Raw genomic sequence first — 15,457 nt, 5'->3', positions numbered from 1 at the left:
GGCTCAATTCGATGGGCTCTGAGCTTGCGCCTGTGTCCGACAGGATTCGAGTGAACCGTGGGATTGGTGCTGATGAGCGAACGAGATCAGAACCGCATCGAGATTCTGAGCTTGGTCGTCCAGGGCCGCATGGCGGCGGGCAATGCGGCGAACTTGCTGGCGTTGAGCCGCAGGCAGGTGAGTGCGCCCCGGGAAAGGGGACGTGCCGCAATCACCTTCTTTGCGCAACAGAGCGTTGGGCGCTTGCTCAGGCTTCACTGCAAGAAAATGGAAACTGTATCTCGTCCAGAATAAAGGCGTCCATCCACGCATGGCGCGGCGCTCACATCTCGGCCAGATCGATCATCGCGAGCAGCTTGAGCGTGTTGCCGAAGTAATCTCCCTCCTCGATGGGAATGGAGACCATGGCCGCCCAGAGAGAATCCATCCAGGCCTGATCCGCCGTCGGGTCGCCGCTGCCCGCAATCGCACCGGCCGTGAACATGGAAATCCAGCCCGGTTCTCCTGTCCACCTGCCATCCTGCGGGATGCTGCCGTCAAGCTGGTACGTCGAGGCGATACGGGACGGCTCTCCGTTTGTTGCGGCGCGTATCCATTTATTGATCCGTCGCAGGCGCTCAGCCGCGCGAGGATCTCCGCTGACCCGGAAATCGGCGGCGAGCCGATACGGATAGCGCAGGGCGTTCCACGAATAAAAACCGTCGTACTCCCCTTCCAGAAACTCCGCCGGGGCCGGGCGCGGATCGTTGGGCATCCCGACCATGAAATCCGGCACAAGGCCGGTATCCGGCGCATAGGTTTCGGAAATCTGGCCCCAGACGGCATAGCCCGTGTTCCGTATGTCGGTCCACCGGGTCGCGTCGCCACCCGGGGCATCGGCAAAGGCGAAAAAATTGAAAGGCGTGAAATCCGACGACCGGGAGGCCTCGGCATACACATCGTAACTCGCCCAATCGCCCAATTTGACCAGATCGTGTCGGGTGATTTCGCGGCTCAGAACGGCCTCACGGACCTCGGCGGCATCCTCGGCGTAGCCACCCCATACCCGCTCTGCCATTTGCAGTGCCAGAGCTATGTCGATGTCGCCGTCGCTGGCTGTCATCTCACCGTCAGGTGCATCCTTGCAATCGCGGGTCTGGTTCCACGCCATCAGGCCGGGTCCGCTTTCGGCGGGATGCAGCCGGAAATAGGCAAGCATCTCGTCAAAGAGAGGTTTTGCCTGCGTGTCCCGACCGGCCATCCTGACGAGTGCGAGCATGCCGTAGCCATGAGCTTCCGACACGGTGAGCGTGTTCGGCACGCTGTCTCCGTACGTCGGTTTGCCGTCGCCGGCTATATCGACATAGGCACCGCCGCAGCCCTGATGCAGATAGACGCGCTTCCATTCCCGCCAGAACCGATCCAACACGGCCCGCCGGTGATCTTTGTCCACCGACGGATAGATGACCGAAGCGTCTTCGGGCGCCACGGGCAGGGTTGGGCCGGCGGCGACGTCGGCGGCCAATGTGGTCCACGCCGCTGATACCGAAAATGCAACGATCGCATAACCCGATCTGGACCGGATGTTCCCCATTCGGTTCTTCCCTTTGGTTCCGGGCTGCGCGACGGCTCGAAAGATGGAAATCTCGCGCAGACTACCAGCATTCTCGGGACTTGAAAGGTTCAGGGTCGAGGTTGCCGATCTGGTGACCGGGATTGGTCAAACGAGTGGTCTGTTCAGTTTTTTGGGCGCTGCCTTCCGCAGTTTGTTCTGCTGGCTTTGCCGCCGCCAGCGTCAGAACGATGTCTTCAGACATGGGAGTGGGTCCTTTGGGGGACTGAGGTGTCTCCGGACGCGCGGATCGTTTCTTGCACGTTGGTCTGCGCCCAAGACCGAACGAGGGGACCGGCCCGTTGCGGTGCTGTCCATCCGGCGGTTTCGGATCAATCGTTGCCAGTGTTTTCCAGCCGCTCCACGAGCTTTCCAAGCAGCGGGTGTGGGAAGGTCCTCGGAGCCGTCACCGCATAGAAACTTTCGACGATGTCCAGCGGGAACGGCGCGCTGACAAGACGTCCTTGCGCCAATTCGTCGGCCAGCACGACCGATGGCGTGATGGCGAGACCAACGTCTTCCCGGGCGAGCAGACGGATCATTGCCATGTCGTCGACGTTGGCCGCGATCCTGGGCATGACGCCAAGCCGAGTGACAAGGCTGTCGAACCCTGTGCGGATCGAGCTTTCGGTGGGCAGGATCACCGGTTCGGCAGCGAGCAGTTCAGGCAGCGATCCATATTTGAGCCGATGCGCATGGCCATGGATGCCGACCGACTGCTCCGTGATGCGGTGCGCAACGAGATCGGGGAAGGTGTCCCTTGGCGGCGGATCCGTCAGCAGCACCACGTCGAGCGCCAGATCCTCAAGGGACCTGAGCAACGATAGCCCGTTTCCAGAAGACAGGATCAATTCGGTCTGTTGTGCCAGGGCGGGCTGCAGGAACCGCAGCTGGAAGTTCCGCGACAGGGTCGACAGCGCGCCGACCCGCAGTGGCTTCGACGCCGTGCCGCTGGCCTTCAAGGTCGCCACGAGATCGTCGCCGACATCGAAGATGCGTTCCGCATGGTCCAGCGCGATGCGCCCGGCCTCGGTCAGGATCATCGCCCGGCCCGTGCGCTCGAATAGGTCGTGACCCAGCCGTTTCTCAAGCTGACGCACCTGCGTCGAAAGCGCCGATTGCGACAGGTTCAGCCGTTCCGCGGCGCGGGTGAGGTTACCTTCGCGGGCAACTTCCTGAAAGTACCGCAGATGATGGTAATTGAGGCGCATATGTTCCATTAAATAGAACGGAACCATCGAGACAATGTATTTTTCTTGATCTCATCATCTCTCTAGGTCGTTGCGGGCACCTTTCGGAGATGATCGATGACTTTACTGCTCATGCTGGCCCCGGCTGCGCTTCTTGCAGCGGCAATCGCAATGCACCTTTATCCTCCTGCCCGAGCGCACTGGCGTCTGCGTCTGCCAGAGATCGGGGCACTTGTCGCCCTGACCTTGGGCGTACTCGTCGCATGCGACCTTGCGATTTCCGGACCGGTGACGGGCCCGCTTCTCGGGATCGGGCCGATCGGACTGTCGGCGCGGATAGATGTGGTGAGCGTTGCTCTGACCCTGACGGTCGCGTTCGTCGGCTGGGTCGTCCTGCGCTTTTCACGCGTGGCGCTCGACGGAGAGGCGCGCCAACCCGCCTTCATGGGCTGGATGGCCGCGACCATCGCCTGCGTGTTGTTGCTCGTGAGCGCCGGGAATATCGTCCAAATGACTCTGGGCTGGATGGCCACCGGTTTCACGCTCCATCGTCTGCTGCTCTTCTATCCCGAGCGGCCACGGGCCCGCAGGGCGGCGCGCAAGAAAGCGCTGAGCGGTGGCGTCGCCAGCGCGGCGTTGCTGATCGCCGCCGGCATCTTGATCGCGGGGTTCGGCACGGCCGACATCGCCGAGATCAACGCGGCTGCGCGGACGGGCGTGTCGCCAAACCTCCTCTGGCTGGCCGCTCTCATGCTCGCTCTGGCGGCGATCTTCAAATCGGCACTAGTCCCGACCCATGGCTGGCTGACCGAGGTGATGGAGGCACCCACGCCGGTCTCCGCCCTGCTGCATGCGGGGGTGGTGAACGCTGGCGGGTTCCTGTTGATCCGCTTTGCCGATGTCCTCGTCGCGGCACCGGGGGTGCTGGCGGTGCTGGCGCTTGTCGGGGGGTTCAGCGCGCTGCTGGCCGCGGCTGTCGCGCTGACGCAGCCGGCTGTAAAGACCGCGCTGGCCTGGTCGACTTGCGCTCAGATGGGCTTCATGGTGCTGCAATGCGGGCTGGCGCTCTTCCCGCTCGCGCTTCTGCACATCGTTGCCCATTCGCTCTACAAGGCCCATGCCTTCCTCGCGTCCGGCAGCGCGGTGAAGGACGTCGCGTCGATCCGGCGTCCCGGCCCCGTCGCCGTGCCCGACCTTGCAGCGGTTGCGCGCGCCTTCGTCTTGGCGCTCGCGCTCTACGTTGTCGTCGGGCTGGCCTTCGGGATCGGCGCGAAGCCGCCCCAGGCCGTCGCCCTGGGCGCGATCCTGATCTTCGGCGTCGTCTACCTGATCGCGCAGGGGATCGCGGACCTCGCGCCACGGGCGCTCACCTGGCGCACGGTTGCGCTTTCGGTGGTCGCAACTGTCGCCTACTTCGCCCTGCAACAGGGGGCGACCTGGGCCTCTCAGGGCACTTTGCCCCCGCCTCCTCCGCCTGACGGGCTGATCTGGGCGACGATCGCCCTTGCCCTTGCAAGCTTTGCCATGGCCGCGGTGGCGCAGACCACCTTTCCGATCTGGGCGGGACATCCTGCGGCCACGGGACTGCGCGTGCACCTCATGAATGGCCTCTACCTCAACGCAATCACCGAGCGGCTTTCGGGCCGCTGGACCCCCAAATCCGGAGCGACCCAATGAACCCCTGCATGTCCTGGCCCGGCCAGACCCTGGAACTTTTCGCCGCGGCGGATGCGGCATTGCAGCAGATCCCTCCGGCCTTCCCGCTCGACGCGACGGTGGCCGTCAATCCCTGGCTCGGTCAGGTCGGCGAGGACCGCACCCTTGCCGCCGCGCGGATGGCGCGTGTCGGCGGCGGGCGGATGTTTCTCCCACAGCACTCTGTCGCCGCGATGATCGCGGCGGGAGAGGTCACGGACGACGATCTTGCGGCAGCCGCGGCAGCCCACGGGATGGACCCGCAACCGCTCGCCCGCTCCGCCATGCAAGAGGCCGCGTCCCCCGTGGTGTTGCCGACGGTCGCGGACCTTGCACAGCGCGAAAGCGGCGTCGACTGGCCCGCGTTCATCGAAGAACGGATCGGCCACTGGGCCGCAGCAAAGTTCGACCGGGGGCAGGCATTCTGGCCAGCGCCCGACGCAGGGGCGTGGAAATCCTGGCGTTCCTATGCAAGCCGCGATCTGACGCCGGGGCTTGCCGGGCTGACGGGCTTTGCAGCGCTTGTGGCATCGATGCCGACAGAAGCGCGTGCCGCTTTTGCCGAAGCCTGTCGGCAACTGCGTATCACGCCGGAGGCCGCGCCGATCTATTTCCACCGGCTGCTGGTGACCTTGGGCGGCTGGTCGCAATACGCACGCCACCTGAGCTGGACCGCCGAACGCGACGGGGAACGGGACGAAACGCTATTCGAGCTTCTGGCCGTGCGCCTTGTCTGGGAGGCGGCGCTTCTGCAAGCGGGCGGAGACGCGCTCGCCGAGGTCTGGGGCAGGTCGAAAGACGACTATGCGCGGAGTTTGGACGCCGGCACGGACATCAGGCGTGACGCGGCCTTGCAAGAGGCGGTGGACCGCAGCGCGGAACGGCGCCTTTCAGAGGCGCTTTCGGGCGGCGAGGCGGCGGACCGGCAAGCGCGCCCCGCGATCCAGGCGACCTTTTGCATCGACGTACGCTCCGAGCGGCTGCGCCGTGCGCTCGAAGCGTCCGATGCGTCAATTCAGACATTGGGCTTCGCGGGCTTCTTCGGCCTGCCGGTGCTGCACCGCGGTCACGCTTCGGACACCCTGGAAGCGCGGGCGCCGATCCTGTTGGCGCCCGGCATCAAGACGCAGGCAACCGGGGACAAAGCTGCCGACACGCGGGAACGTGTCCACCTGCGCACGGTTCGTGCCTGGGGCCGGTTCAAACGCGCTGCGGTCTCTGCCTTCGCCTTCGTAGAGGCGGCGGGTCCGCTATATGTCGGCAAGCTCCTGCGCGACGCACTTGGCCAGGTCGCCCGTCCGCCGCTGGATCCTGCGCCGTCGCTCGACCTGCCGCTTGGCGACAGGATCGCGGCTGCGGAGGGCGTATTGCGTTCCATGTCGCTGACCTCCGGATTTGCCCGTCTTGTGCTGATCTGCGGTCACGGCGCATCGGTCACCAACGCACCCCATGCCAGTGCCCTGCAATGCGGCGCGTGCGGAGGCTTTGCGGGAGATGTCAACGCACGGCTCTTGGCGGCGCTCCTCAACGACGCCGCTGTGCGCGAGGGGCTCGTCGCAAAGGGCGTGACCGTCCCCGAAGATACGCACTTCATTGCCGGGCTGCATGACACCGTTTCGGACCACGTCCAGTTGTTCGAGGACGGTGCCACCATCGACCACCGCGCGGACATAGAGCGCCTGAAAACCGCATTGTCGCATGCGGGCTTGATCGTCCGGACCGAACGCGCACGTGCGCTGCCGCGGGCTTCGGCCCACTCCTTGTCGCGGCGGGGAAGGGACTGGTCCGAGGTCAGGCCGGAATGGGGCCTTGCCGGGTGTCAGGGCTTCATCGTCGCACCGCGTTGCCGGACGGCTGGACGCGACCTTGGCGGCCGCGTCTTCCTGCACGATTACGATTGGCAGCAGGACAAACAGGCGGCGACGCTCGAACTGATCCTGAGTGCACCCGTCGTCGTGGCGAGCTGGATCGCGCTGCAATACCACGGCTCTGCCGTCGCGCCCGAGACCTTCGGCGCTGGCAACAAGCTGTTGCACAACGTCGTTGGCGGCATCGGCGTTCTGGAAGGCAACGGCGGTACGTTGCGGGCCGGGTTGCCGTGGCAGTCCGTGCACGACGGCCAGGTTGCGCGCCACGTGCCCGGTCGGCTTGTCGTGGCAGTGGAGGCGCCCGTGGACATGATCGAGAACGTCCTGGATCGGCAACCGGGTGTCCGGGCGCTTTTTGATAACGGCTGGCTGACGCTTGTGACGATGGACCGGTCCGGCAAGATCGCTTGCCGCTACGAGAAGGGAAAATGGATCGACCGCCCCATGCCAAAAGCCGTCATGCCCGACGCGGCCTGAGAACGGCGCTCCTGGCCAGCCAGTCCAGTGGCCCGGTCAAGATGCGGGACGCTGTTGGACCCATGCTGTGAGGGATCGAACCTTTCAATCCAGCGTGGTGGCCGGGCTGCATGAGCAGACCCGGCCACCCGAACGACAGGACCGGGAACAGGCCGATCCGTTACGAAGCGCTCAAGCGCCGGGGCGTGCCGACGTTAAGGTTCGACCACGCCCCTCATCCGAGCTGTCGAATGGGGCCAAGGCGAAACAGACGTTGGCCCCGGCCTATGAACGTGCGCCTCGTTTCAGGCCAGCCGGTCGAAGCCTGCGCGCAGGTCCTTGATCAAATCCACGGGATCTTCGAGGCCGACATGGATGCGCACGGTCTGGCCCGCGGGCGCCCATGTCGTCGCCGAGCGGTAGACGGCCGGGTTGCTGGGCACGAGAAGGCTTTCGAAGCCCCCCCAGCTTGACCCCATGCCGAAGAGTTCGAGGTGGTCGAAGAGGCGCGCCAGCCGGGTGCGGTCCGTTTCTGTAATGACGAAGCCGAACAATCCGGACGCGCCGGTGAACTGCCGTTTCCATTGTGCATGGTGGGGGTCTTGCGGGCGACCGGGATGCATGACGCGGATGACTTCGGGTTGCTGCGCCAGCCAGTCGGCCACCTGAAGGCCGCTGGCGTGGTGCTGGCGCATCCGCACCGGCAGCGTCCGCAATCCGCGCAGGGCCAGGAACGCATCGTCCGCACCAAGGCAGAGACCCAGACGCAGGTAGGTTTCGCGCAGCGGGCCATAGACCTCTTCGGTGCAGGCGATGGTGCCCAGCATCAGGTCGGAGTGGCCCGAGATGTACTTGGTGCCCGCCTGCATCGAGATATCGACACCCTGCTTCATCGGTTGGAGGAAGAAGCCGCCGCTCCAGGTGTTGTCGATGGCGGTCTTGATGCCGTGGCTGCGGGCAACCGACACGATCGCATCGACGTCCTGCACTTCGAACGTGTGCGAGCCGGGGCTTTCCATCCAGATCAGCGCGGTTTCGGGGCGGATCAACGCCTCGATCCCCGCGCCGATGGTGGGATCGTAATAGGTGGTCTCGATGCCCAGGTCGCGCAGAACGTGTTCACAGAACTTCCGGGTCGGCCCGTAGGAACTGTCGCTGACGAGGAAATGTGCGCCCGGCTTGGCAAAGCACATCAGGATGTTCGAGATCGCGCTGACCCCCGACGGCGTGGCAAGGGCCTTGTCGCTGCCTTCGAGCGCGCAGATGGCGTCTTCAAGCGAATGCGTCGTCGGAGTGCCCCGCCGCCCGTACCGCAACCGCTTTCCTTCCTTCGAATCGAGCGCTGCAAGGTTGTCGAACAGGATCGTAGATGCTCGGTAGACAGGCGTGCTGACGGCGCCGTGGTGCTGCTGCGGGTCGCGGCCACAATGGGTCAGCCGCGTATCGGCTCCTGAGTCTTCGAAGGTCATTGTCTACGTCCTCGCTGCGGTAACTTCGATCATTGCATTCTTTAAAAAACATCTGTATACATTAGTTCAATGGTCGTCAATGATGCGCGATCATGAAAAGCAGGCCGGGACCCAGCCCGGCCAATTGCACCGCAGAGAGAGGTCGAAATGACGAAGATTTTCAAAAGCCTGAGCACTGGCATGCTGATTGGCGCCGCCGCACTAGCGACAGCGGCCCAGGCCGAATCGGGCGACACGCTGGCGTCCATCAAAAGCCGCGGCGAGTTGCTGTGCGGCGTGCACCCGGCACGCCACGGCTTTGCAGCGCCGGACAGCCAGGGCAACTGGGCGGGACTAGAAGTTGACTACTGCCACGCCCTCGCCGCAGCGGTTTTCGGTGATGCGGACAAGGTGCGCTTTGTCGCGCTTTCTTCTCAGCAGCGCTTCCCGGCGATCCAGTCCGGCGAGGTCGACGTGCTGGTTCGCAACGTCACCGCTACGCTGGGCCGTGACACCGCTCTGGGGCTGAACTTCGCGCCGCCCATCTTCTACACCGGCACCGGCTTCCTCGTGCATGCGGGATCGGGTGTTGAAACTGTGGAAGACCTCGATGGCGCAACCATCTGCGTCGCGCCCGGTTCCACCACCGAACGCAACGTGGCGCAGATCTTCGCATCGCGCGGCATGGAGTACACGCCGGTCGTGATCGAGAACAACAAGCAGCTCGTCGACGCCTACGTGACGGGCCGCTGCGACGCCCTGACGAAGGACAAGGCCGCCCTGCCCGGCGTCCGCGCCTATGACACGACCGACCCCAAAGAACACGTGCTGCTGCCCGGGATCTTCTCGAAGGAGCCGCTTGCTCCGGCGGTCCGTCAGGGTGACGATCAGTGGTACGACATCGTCAAGTGGGTGGTCTACGCCACCTTCAACGCCGAGGAACTGGGTGTGACCTCCGAGAACGCCGAAGAGATGCGCAACTCGGACGACGTGGACGTCATGTCGCTGCTGGGCACCACCGGGGATTACGGTTCCAAGCTGGGACTGACCGAGGACTGGGCGTATGACGTCATCACGCAGGTCGGCAACTACGGCGAGATCTACGACCGGCATTTCGGTCCGGACAGCCCGGTGCAGCTGGATCGTGACCTGAACAAGCAGTGGACTGACGGCGGCCTGCTCTACGGCTTCCCGATCAAGTAAACGTCCGGCCCGTGCCGCCTTGCCTTCCTCCCGGGTGGCGGCACGGGCAAAATGATTCCTTTCCCACAGGCAGGAGTGACCCGTGTCTCACCTCGACGGCAGCATTCGAGGCGGTCAGAAGCCGCGCGCAACGCTTGGAACGATCATCTACAGCAAGACATTCCGGACGATTGCGACACAGGTCGTCATGGCGGTGTTCGTCGTCATGGCCGGGCTGTTCCTTTACAACAATGTCGTCGAAAACCTGCGGGCGCAAAGTATTGCGACCGGTTTCGGCTTTCTCGAACAGGACGCCCAGTTCGACATCGGTGAAACGCCGATTCCCTTCAACGCGACCGACACTTACGCGCGTGCCTTCCTCGTCGGTCTGCTGAACACGCTGCGGGTCTCTGCGGCCGGGATCCTGCTGGCGACGATCCTCGGCTTTTCCGTCGGCTTCGCACGGGTGTCCAGCAACTGGCTCCTTTCCAAGGTCGCAACCGGGTATGTCGAGATCGTCCGGAACATCCCGGTGATCCTCCAGGTGATCTTCTGGGCCGTCGTGCTGCGCAATCTGCCCGCGGCGCGCGACGCCATCGACTTCGGCGGCTTCGCGTTCCTGAACAACCGGGGCCTCTCCTTCGCCGTCCCGGCCACCGATCCGGTGCACGGACCGATGATCTTTGCCTGCTTCGCCGGGATCGTTCTGGCCATCCTCGGCGGCTACCTCGCACGCCGCCATCGCGAGAACACGGGCCGCTACATCTCGATGCTCTGGCCCTCGATCGGCCTGATCTTCGGTCTTCCGGCCATTGTCTGGCTTCTGGGTGGCGCGCCCACCGCCCTCAGCGTTCCGGCGCTGAAGGGGTTCAACTTCCGGGGTGGCGTGACCATCTCGCCCGAGTTCACCGCTCTGCTGATCGGGATCGCCCTCTACGCCTCCGGCTTCATCGCCGAGATCGTGCGCGCCGGCCTTCAGGCCACGCCCCGAGGCCAGATCGAGGCCGCGCGTTCGATTGGCCTCCGGCCGCGCTTCGTGATGCGCTTTGTCGTGCTGCCGCAGGCCCTGCGCGTCATCGTCCCGCCGCTGACCAGCCAGTACGTGAGTCTGATCAAGAACAGCTCGATTGCGGTCGTCGTGGGTTATCCCGACCTCGTGAACATCGGCAACACTGCCATGAACCAGACCGGGCAGGCCGTCGAGGCGATTGCCGTGATGATGCTGGTCTATCTAACCGTCAGCCTCGTCACCTCGACCTTCATGAATGTCTACAACCGCCTCGTGGCGATCAAGGAGCGCTGACGACCATGACGAGTTCAGCCGACGCACCCAAAGTGGACACCGTCATCCATACCGCAGACGAGTTCGACCCCAATGCCACCCTGCCCTTCGGGCAATGGATGAAGAAGAACCTCTTCAATTCGATCCCGCAAGGGATCCTGACGGTCTTCGTGGCCGCGTGCCTGGCCCGCTTCGCATGGTTCGTGCTGAACTGGGGCGTTCTGGATGCGGTCTTCTACACCGATGATCCCGACGTCTGCCGGGCCGCTGCAGGCGCCTGCTGGGCGGTGATCGTCGAGAAACACCGGCCCATGCTCTTTGGCCTCTATCCCTACGATGAGCAGTGGCGGCTCGTCATCATGATGGCGATCTACCTCGTGACCGTTGTTGTCTCGCTCATGCCGCGTTTCTGGAACCTCAAGTTTCTGGTGCCGCTCTGGATCTTCTCGGTGGTCTCGATCTTCACCCTGCTCTTCGGCGGCGTCTTCGGCATGCCCTTCGTGCCAAGCACCGACTGGGGCGGCCTGCCGCTGACCATGATCCTCTTCTCCGGGACTGTGCTGATCGGGATGCCCGTGGCCGTGCTGCTGGCGCTTGGCCGGCGTTCGCCGCTGCCGGTCGCCAAGGGCGTGTCGGTGGTCTTCATCGAGGCGCTGCGCGGTGTGCCGCTGATCACGATCCTCTTCGTCGCGGTCAACGTCTTTCCGCTGTTCCTGCCCGCGGGTGTCGAGGTGAACAAGCTGCTGCGGATCACGGTGGGCATCGCCGTCTTCTTCGCCTGTTACCAGGCAGAGGTCATCCGGGGCGGTCTGCAGGCCATCCCGACAGGTCAGTACGAAGCGGCGGATTCGCTCAACCTGACCTACTGGCAGACCACCCGGCGGATCATCCTGCCGCAGGCGCTGCGCATCAGCCTGCCCGCGATCACCAACCACATCATCGCGGCGATGAAGAACACCTCCTTCGTGATCATCATCGGCCTGTTCGACATCCTGACGGCGACCACCGCCGTGATGCAGGACCCGCTGTGGCGCCGCTACTACGTCGAGGCCTACCTCTTCGTCGCCGCCATCTACCTCTTCTTCGGCTACGCCCTGTCGCTCTACGCGCGCCAAGTCGAAAAATGGATCAACCAGGGCCGCATCTGAGCCCCCGGAAAGGATTGTCGTCATGACCGCAATCGACACGAACACCACCCAAGCGGCTCAGCGCCATGTTTCGCAAACCGATGAGCCGATGATCGAAATTCGCAACGTTTCTAAATGGTTCGGGAACTTCAAAGTGCTGCAGGACGTCAGCCTCTCCGTCGCGAAGGGAGAGCGCGTGGTGATCTGCGGTCCCTCAGGCTCGGGCAAATCCACGCTGATCCGCTGCATCAACCGGCTGGAAGAACATCAGCAGGGCCAGATCATCGTCGACGGCATCGAGTTGACCGAGAACATCAAGAACATCGAGGCGATCCGCCGCAACATCGGCATGGTGTTCCAGTCCTTCAACCTGTTCCCGCACCTGAGCGTGATCGACAACCTCACGCTTGGCCCGACCTTGGTGCGTCAGATGAAAAAGAAGACCGCCGAGGAGCTTGCAATGCACTACCTCGAAAAGGTCCGCATCCCCGAGCAGGCCCACAAGTACCCGCTGCAATTGTCCGGCGGCCAGCAGCAGCGCGTTGCCATCGCCCGCTCGCTCTGCATGCAGCCCGAGATCATGCTCTTCGACGAGCCGACTTCGGCGCTCGATCCTGAGATGATCAAGGAAGTGCTCGACACGATGATCGAGCTGGCGGAAAGCGGCATGACCATGGTCTGCGTCACGCACGAGATGGGCTTTGCCCGCACCGTCGCGGACAACGTGGTGCTGATGGCCGACGGCCAGATCGTCGAAAGCGGCACGCCCGAAGAGTTCTTCAACAACCCGAGAAGCTCGCGCACCCGCAACTTCCTCGACCAGATCCTCAAGCACTGACAGTCCCCTCCCAGACAGGAGAAATCCCCGTGTCCTCACTGACACTCACTCTGGCGCAACTCGCGTCAGGGCTGACCCCGGACGACCTTTCTCCGGCGGCCGCGAACTGGGCCACGCGCGCTTTTGCCGACACGCTGGCCTGCGCGCTGGCCGGCATCGACACGCCCGTCACCCGGATCTCGGACGAGGTGTTTCCCGCCGCGCCGGGTCCGTCGCAGGTCTTTGGGTCTGCGCAGCGGCTGCATCCGCTCGACGCGGCGCAGCGCAACGGCATCGCCGCCCATGCGCTCGATTTCGACGATTGCAATCTGGAAATGGACGGGCATCCGTCGGTCTCCATCGTCCCTGCCCTCTTTGCGCTCGCAGAGGCGCGCGGGTCCTCGGGCGCGCAGGTGCTCACGGCTTTCGTTGCGGGGCTGGAGACGGAGATCCGACTGGCGCGCGTCGCCAATCCCGCCCACGCGGATCGTGGCTGGCATCCCACGGTGACGTTGGGCGTGATAGGTTGCGCCGTGGCCTGCGGGCGGCTTCTTGGGCTCGACCCACAGCGCATGGCCGTGGCCATCGCGATTGCGGCCTCCAGTGCGGCCGGGCTGCGCGCCAATTCCGGCACCATGACAAAGCCCTTCCACGCCGGACAGGCCAACCGCAACGGTCTGCAGGCGGCCCTGCTGGCCGAGGCCGGATATACTGCGCGCGAGACCGCGCTGGAACACCGCTTCGGTTTTCTCAAGGCGTTCGGCGGCACCGAGGCCTGCGATCTTGAACCGGTGACGCGGGGCTGGGCCACGGACTTTGCGCTGCTTTCACCCGGCATCGCTGTCAAGCAATACCCCTGCTGCGCTTTCGTGCATTGCGCCATCGACGCGGCCGTCGCGCTACGCGACCACATTGGAACGACACCCATCGCCAAGATCGAGGTGGTGCTGAACGGCAGACGCCTGCGCAACATCGACCGCCCCGACCCCACCGACGGGCTGGATGCGAAATTTTCGACACAGTACCTGACGGCACGCGCCTTGCTGGACGGCACGGTCAGCCTTGGCGATTTCACGCCCGAAAGGGTGCAGGATCCCCAAGCGCGGGCGCTGGCGGCCAAGGTCACGCTTGCGGCGCATAACGACGACCTGTCGCTCGGGCATGTGCACGTCACTCTTGAGGACGGCCAGCAATTGTCTGCCTCGGCCACGGTCGCCATGGGCCGCGATCCCGCCAACCCGATGAGCGACGCGGAGTTCCGCACGAAGTTCGACGACTGTGTCTCGACCTGCCTGACCGAGGCCGAAGCAGGCGCGCTTTTCGACACCCTCATTTCGCTGGACCGGCTCGCAAGCCTTGCGCCGTTGTCCGACGCCCTGGCCCGCGCCGCCAAAGCGCCAAAGACCTAGACGAACCCTGGAGGACACTCATGTCACTTTCACAAGAGCTGGCCGCGCGCGCGCTGGCGCTCGATCCGGCGACCTTTGACCCCAAGGCGCTGGGATTTGCCCGTGACGCCATCGCGGACATGATCGGGTGCGCGCTGCTAGGGGCACCATCCACCACCACGCAGTCCGCGCTTCTGTCCGGCGTTCAGGGCACCGGCCCCTGCCACATTCTGGGACGGCATGAGCGGCTCGGACGGCTCGACGCCGCTTTCGTGAACGGCGTGTCCGGCCATGCGCTTGATTTCGATGACACCAGCAAGTCGCTATCGGGGCATCCGACCGTCATCATCATCCCGGCGATCCTGCCGATTGCCGAAACGACGGGGTGCAGCGGACGCGACTTCCTTGACGCCTACGTGATCGGGGTCGAGGCCGCGACCCGCTTTGCTCGCGGTGTCAACTTCGCCCATTACGAGAAGGGCTGGCATCCGACAGCGACGCTTGGGATCTTCGGGGCAGTCGTCGCTGCGGGCGTCCTGCTGAAGCTCGACGCAACCCGCATGGCCAATGCGATTTCCATGGCGGCCTCGCTGGCGTCGGGAATCAAGGCCAATTTCGGCACGGATACCAAGCCGCTCCACGCCGGGCTTGCCGCGCGCAATGGTCTCTTTGCCGCGCTGATGGCCGCCGAAGGTGTCAATGCGGCCCCCGCCGCGCTGGAACATCCACAGGGCTTCCTTGAGGTGTTCAACGGCAAGGGCCACTACGACGCGGCCAAGATGCTGGATGGCTGGGGCGAACCGCTCGACCTGATGAACCCCGGGATCTCGATCAAGAAATACGCCTGCGTCTACAGCGTTCACGCCGCTATCGACGCGGTCATCGCGTTGCAGGGCGGCGCCGTGCCCGACAGTACCGGCGTCGAAGACGTGGTTGTGCGCATGCACCCGCGCCGCCTGCTGCCGCATGTGCGCAACGCCGCCACCAGCGCGCTCAACGCCAAGTTCAGCTTGCCGTATGTGGTGGCGCGCGGCCTGGTAAATGGCGCCGTCAAGCTGGAGCATTTCGAAGACAGCGCCCTGCATGACCCCGAGGTGACCCGCGTCATGAACCTGATCCGCATGGAAGAGATGTCCGACGACTTCCCCGACTACGGGGCAGAGGTGGTCGTCCGCATGACCGATGGTGTCGAGCACCGCCAATACATCGAAAGCCCGTTGGGACGCGGCCCCGAAGCGCCGCTGCCCAAGGAGATGCTGGAAGCCAAGTTCCTCGACTGCGCCAGCCGCAGCCTGAGCGCCGAAGGCGCCGCAGAGGTCTTTGACCTGTTGATGCGGCTCGACCGGCTCGACGGCATCTCCGATCTGACCGCGGCCATCGCCGCCGCCACCATTCCGGCACAAGGATAAGACC

The 15,457-nt window shown here is 64.4% G+C and carries 13 protein-coding genes; 9 read left to right on the top strand and 4 right to left on the bottom strand.

Features of this window, described 5'->3' with window-relative positions; genetic code table 11:
* Positions 1 to 72 precede the first annotated feature (72 nt).
* Positions 73 to 294: a hypothetical protein gene (locus tag ABFK29_RS22515; protein WP_005859854.1), complete on the top strand. Its 222-nt coding sequence runs from the start codon at positions 73 to 75 to the stop codon at positions 292 to 294.
* Positions 295 to 322: 28 nt separating this feature from the next.
* Here the strand turns inward: ABFK29_RS22515 and ABFK29_RS22510 are convergent, their stop codons facing one another.
* The 3 genes from ABFK29_RS22510 to ABFK29_RS22500 all read right to left on the bottom strand — a co-directional run bounded on the left by ABFK29_RS22510 (position 323) and on the right by ABFK29_RS22500 (position 2,811).
* Positions 323 to 1,573 carry a glycosyl hydrolase family 8 gene (locus tag ABFK29_RS22510; protein ID WP_005859856.1) on the bottom strand — a complete coding sequence of 417 codons (1,251 nt, stop codon included), beginning with the start codon at positions 1,571 to 1,573 and terminating at the stop codon, positions 323 to 325.
* A gap of 61 nt (positions 1,574 to 1,634) precedes the next feature.
* Positions 1,635 to 1,796, bottom strand: coding sequence for a hypothetical protein (locus ABFK29_RS22505; protein WP_157136509.1), 162 nt, complete (start codon positions 1,794 to 1,796; stop codon positions 1,635 to 1,637).
* Between the two features lie 127 nt (positions 1,797 to 1,923).
* Entirely contained in the window at positions 1,924 to 2,811 is an 888-nt protein-coding gene (locus ABFK29_RS22500) for a LysR family transcriptional regulator (protein WP_005859858.1), read from the bottom strand.
* Between the two features lie 87 nt (positions 2,812 to 2,898).
* Between ABFK29_RS22500 and ABFK29_RS22495 the strand changes: the two genes are divergently transcribed.
* Entirely contained in the window at positions 2,899 to 4,458 is a 1,560-nt protein-coding gene (locus ABFK29_RS22495; protein WP_040604646.1) for a proton-conducting transporter membrane subunit, read from the top strand.
* Positions 4,455 to 6,821: a YbcC family protein gene (locus tag ABFK29_RS22490; RefSeq protein WP_005859861.1), complete on the top strand. Its 2,367-nt coding sequence runs from the start codon at positions 4,455 to 4,457 to the stop codon at positions 6,819 to 6,821. Before ABFK29_RS22495 ends, ABFK29_RS22490 begins: the two co-directional genes overlap by 4 nt.
* Positions 6,822 to 7,105: 284 nt before the next feature.
* Here ABFK29_RS22490 and metC read toward each other — a convergent pair whose 3' ends face one another.
* The gene (metC, locus tag ABFK29_RS22485; protein ID WP_005861769.1) at positions 7,106 to 8,269 is read right to left on the bottom strand and encodes a cystathionine beta-lyase; all 1,164 of its coding nucleotides are present in this window, start codon (positions 8,267 to 8,269) and stop codon (positions 7,106 to 7,108) included.
* Between the two features lie 147 nt (positions 8,270 to 8,416).
* Between metC and ABFK29_RS22480 the strand changes: the two genes are divergently transcribed.
* From ABFK29_RS22480 to ABFK29_RS22455, 6 genes are all read left to right on the top strand, one after another.
* Positions 8,417 to 9,451, top strand: a complete 1,035-nt coding sequence (locus ABFK29_RS22480; protein ID WP_005861771.1) for an amino acid ABC transporter substrate-binding protein — start codon at positions 8,417 to 8,419, stop codon at positions 9,449 to 9,451.
* 82 nt (positions 9,452 to 9,533) lie between these two features.
* Positions 9,534 to 10,733: an amino acid ABC transporter permease gene (locus tag ABFK29_RS22475; RefSeq protein ID WP_005861773.1), complete on the top strand. Its 1,200-nt coding sequence runs from the start codon at positions 9,534 to 9,536 to the stop codon at positions 10,731 to 10,733.
* A 5-nt stretch (positions 10,734 to 10,738) separates the two neighbouring features.
* The gene (locus ABFK29_RS22470; RefSeq protein WP_050772466.1) at positions 10,739 to 11,860 is read left to right on the top strand and encodes an amino acid ABC transporter permease; all 1,122 of its coding nucleotides are present in this window, start codon (positions 10,739 to 10,741) and stop codon (positions 11,858 to 11,860) included.
* An 88-nt stretch (positions 11,861 to 11,948) separates the two neighbouring features.
* Positions 11,949 to 12,677 (top strand): ATP-binding cassette domain-containing protein, encoded by a 729-nt coding sequence (locus tag ABFK29_RS22465; RefSeq protein ID WP_157136574.1) that lies wholly within the window; start codon positions 11,949 to 11,951, stop codon positions 12,675 to 12,677.
* A gap of 29 nt (positions 12,678 to 12,706) precedes the next feature.
* Positions 12,707 to 14,065 carry an MmgE/PrpD family protein gene (locus ABFK29_RS22460; protein WP_005861779.1) on the top strand — a complete coding sequence of 453 codons (1,359 nt, stop codon included), beginning with the start codon at positions 12,707 to 12,709 and terminating at the stop codon, positions 14,063 to 14,065.
* A 20-nt stretch (positions 14,066 to 14,085) separates the two neighbouring features.
* Entirely contained in the window at positions 14,086 to 15,453 is a 1,368-nt protein-coding gene (locus ABFK29_RS22455) for an MmgE/PrpD family protein (RefSeq protein ID WP_005861781.1), read from the top strand.
* Positions 15,454 to 15,457: the final 4 nt, after the last annotated feature.

Origin of the sequence: Sagittula stellata E-37 (assembly GCF_039724765.1) — a bacterium.
In the GTDB taxonomy this organism is placed as follows: Bacteria; Pseudomonadota; Alphaproteobacteria; order Rhodobacterales; family Rhodobacteraceae; genus Sagittula; species Sagittula stellata.
Note: the sequence above shows the minus strand (reverse complement) of the source record. Positions and strands in the feature narration are given on the sequence as shown.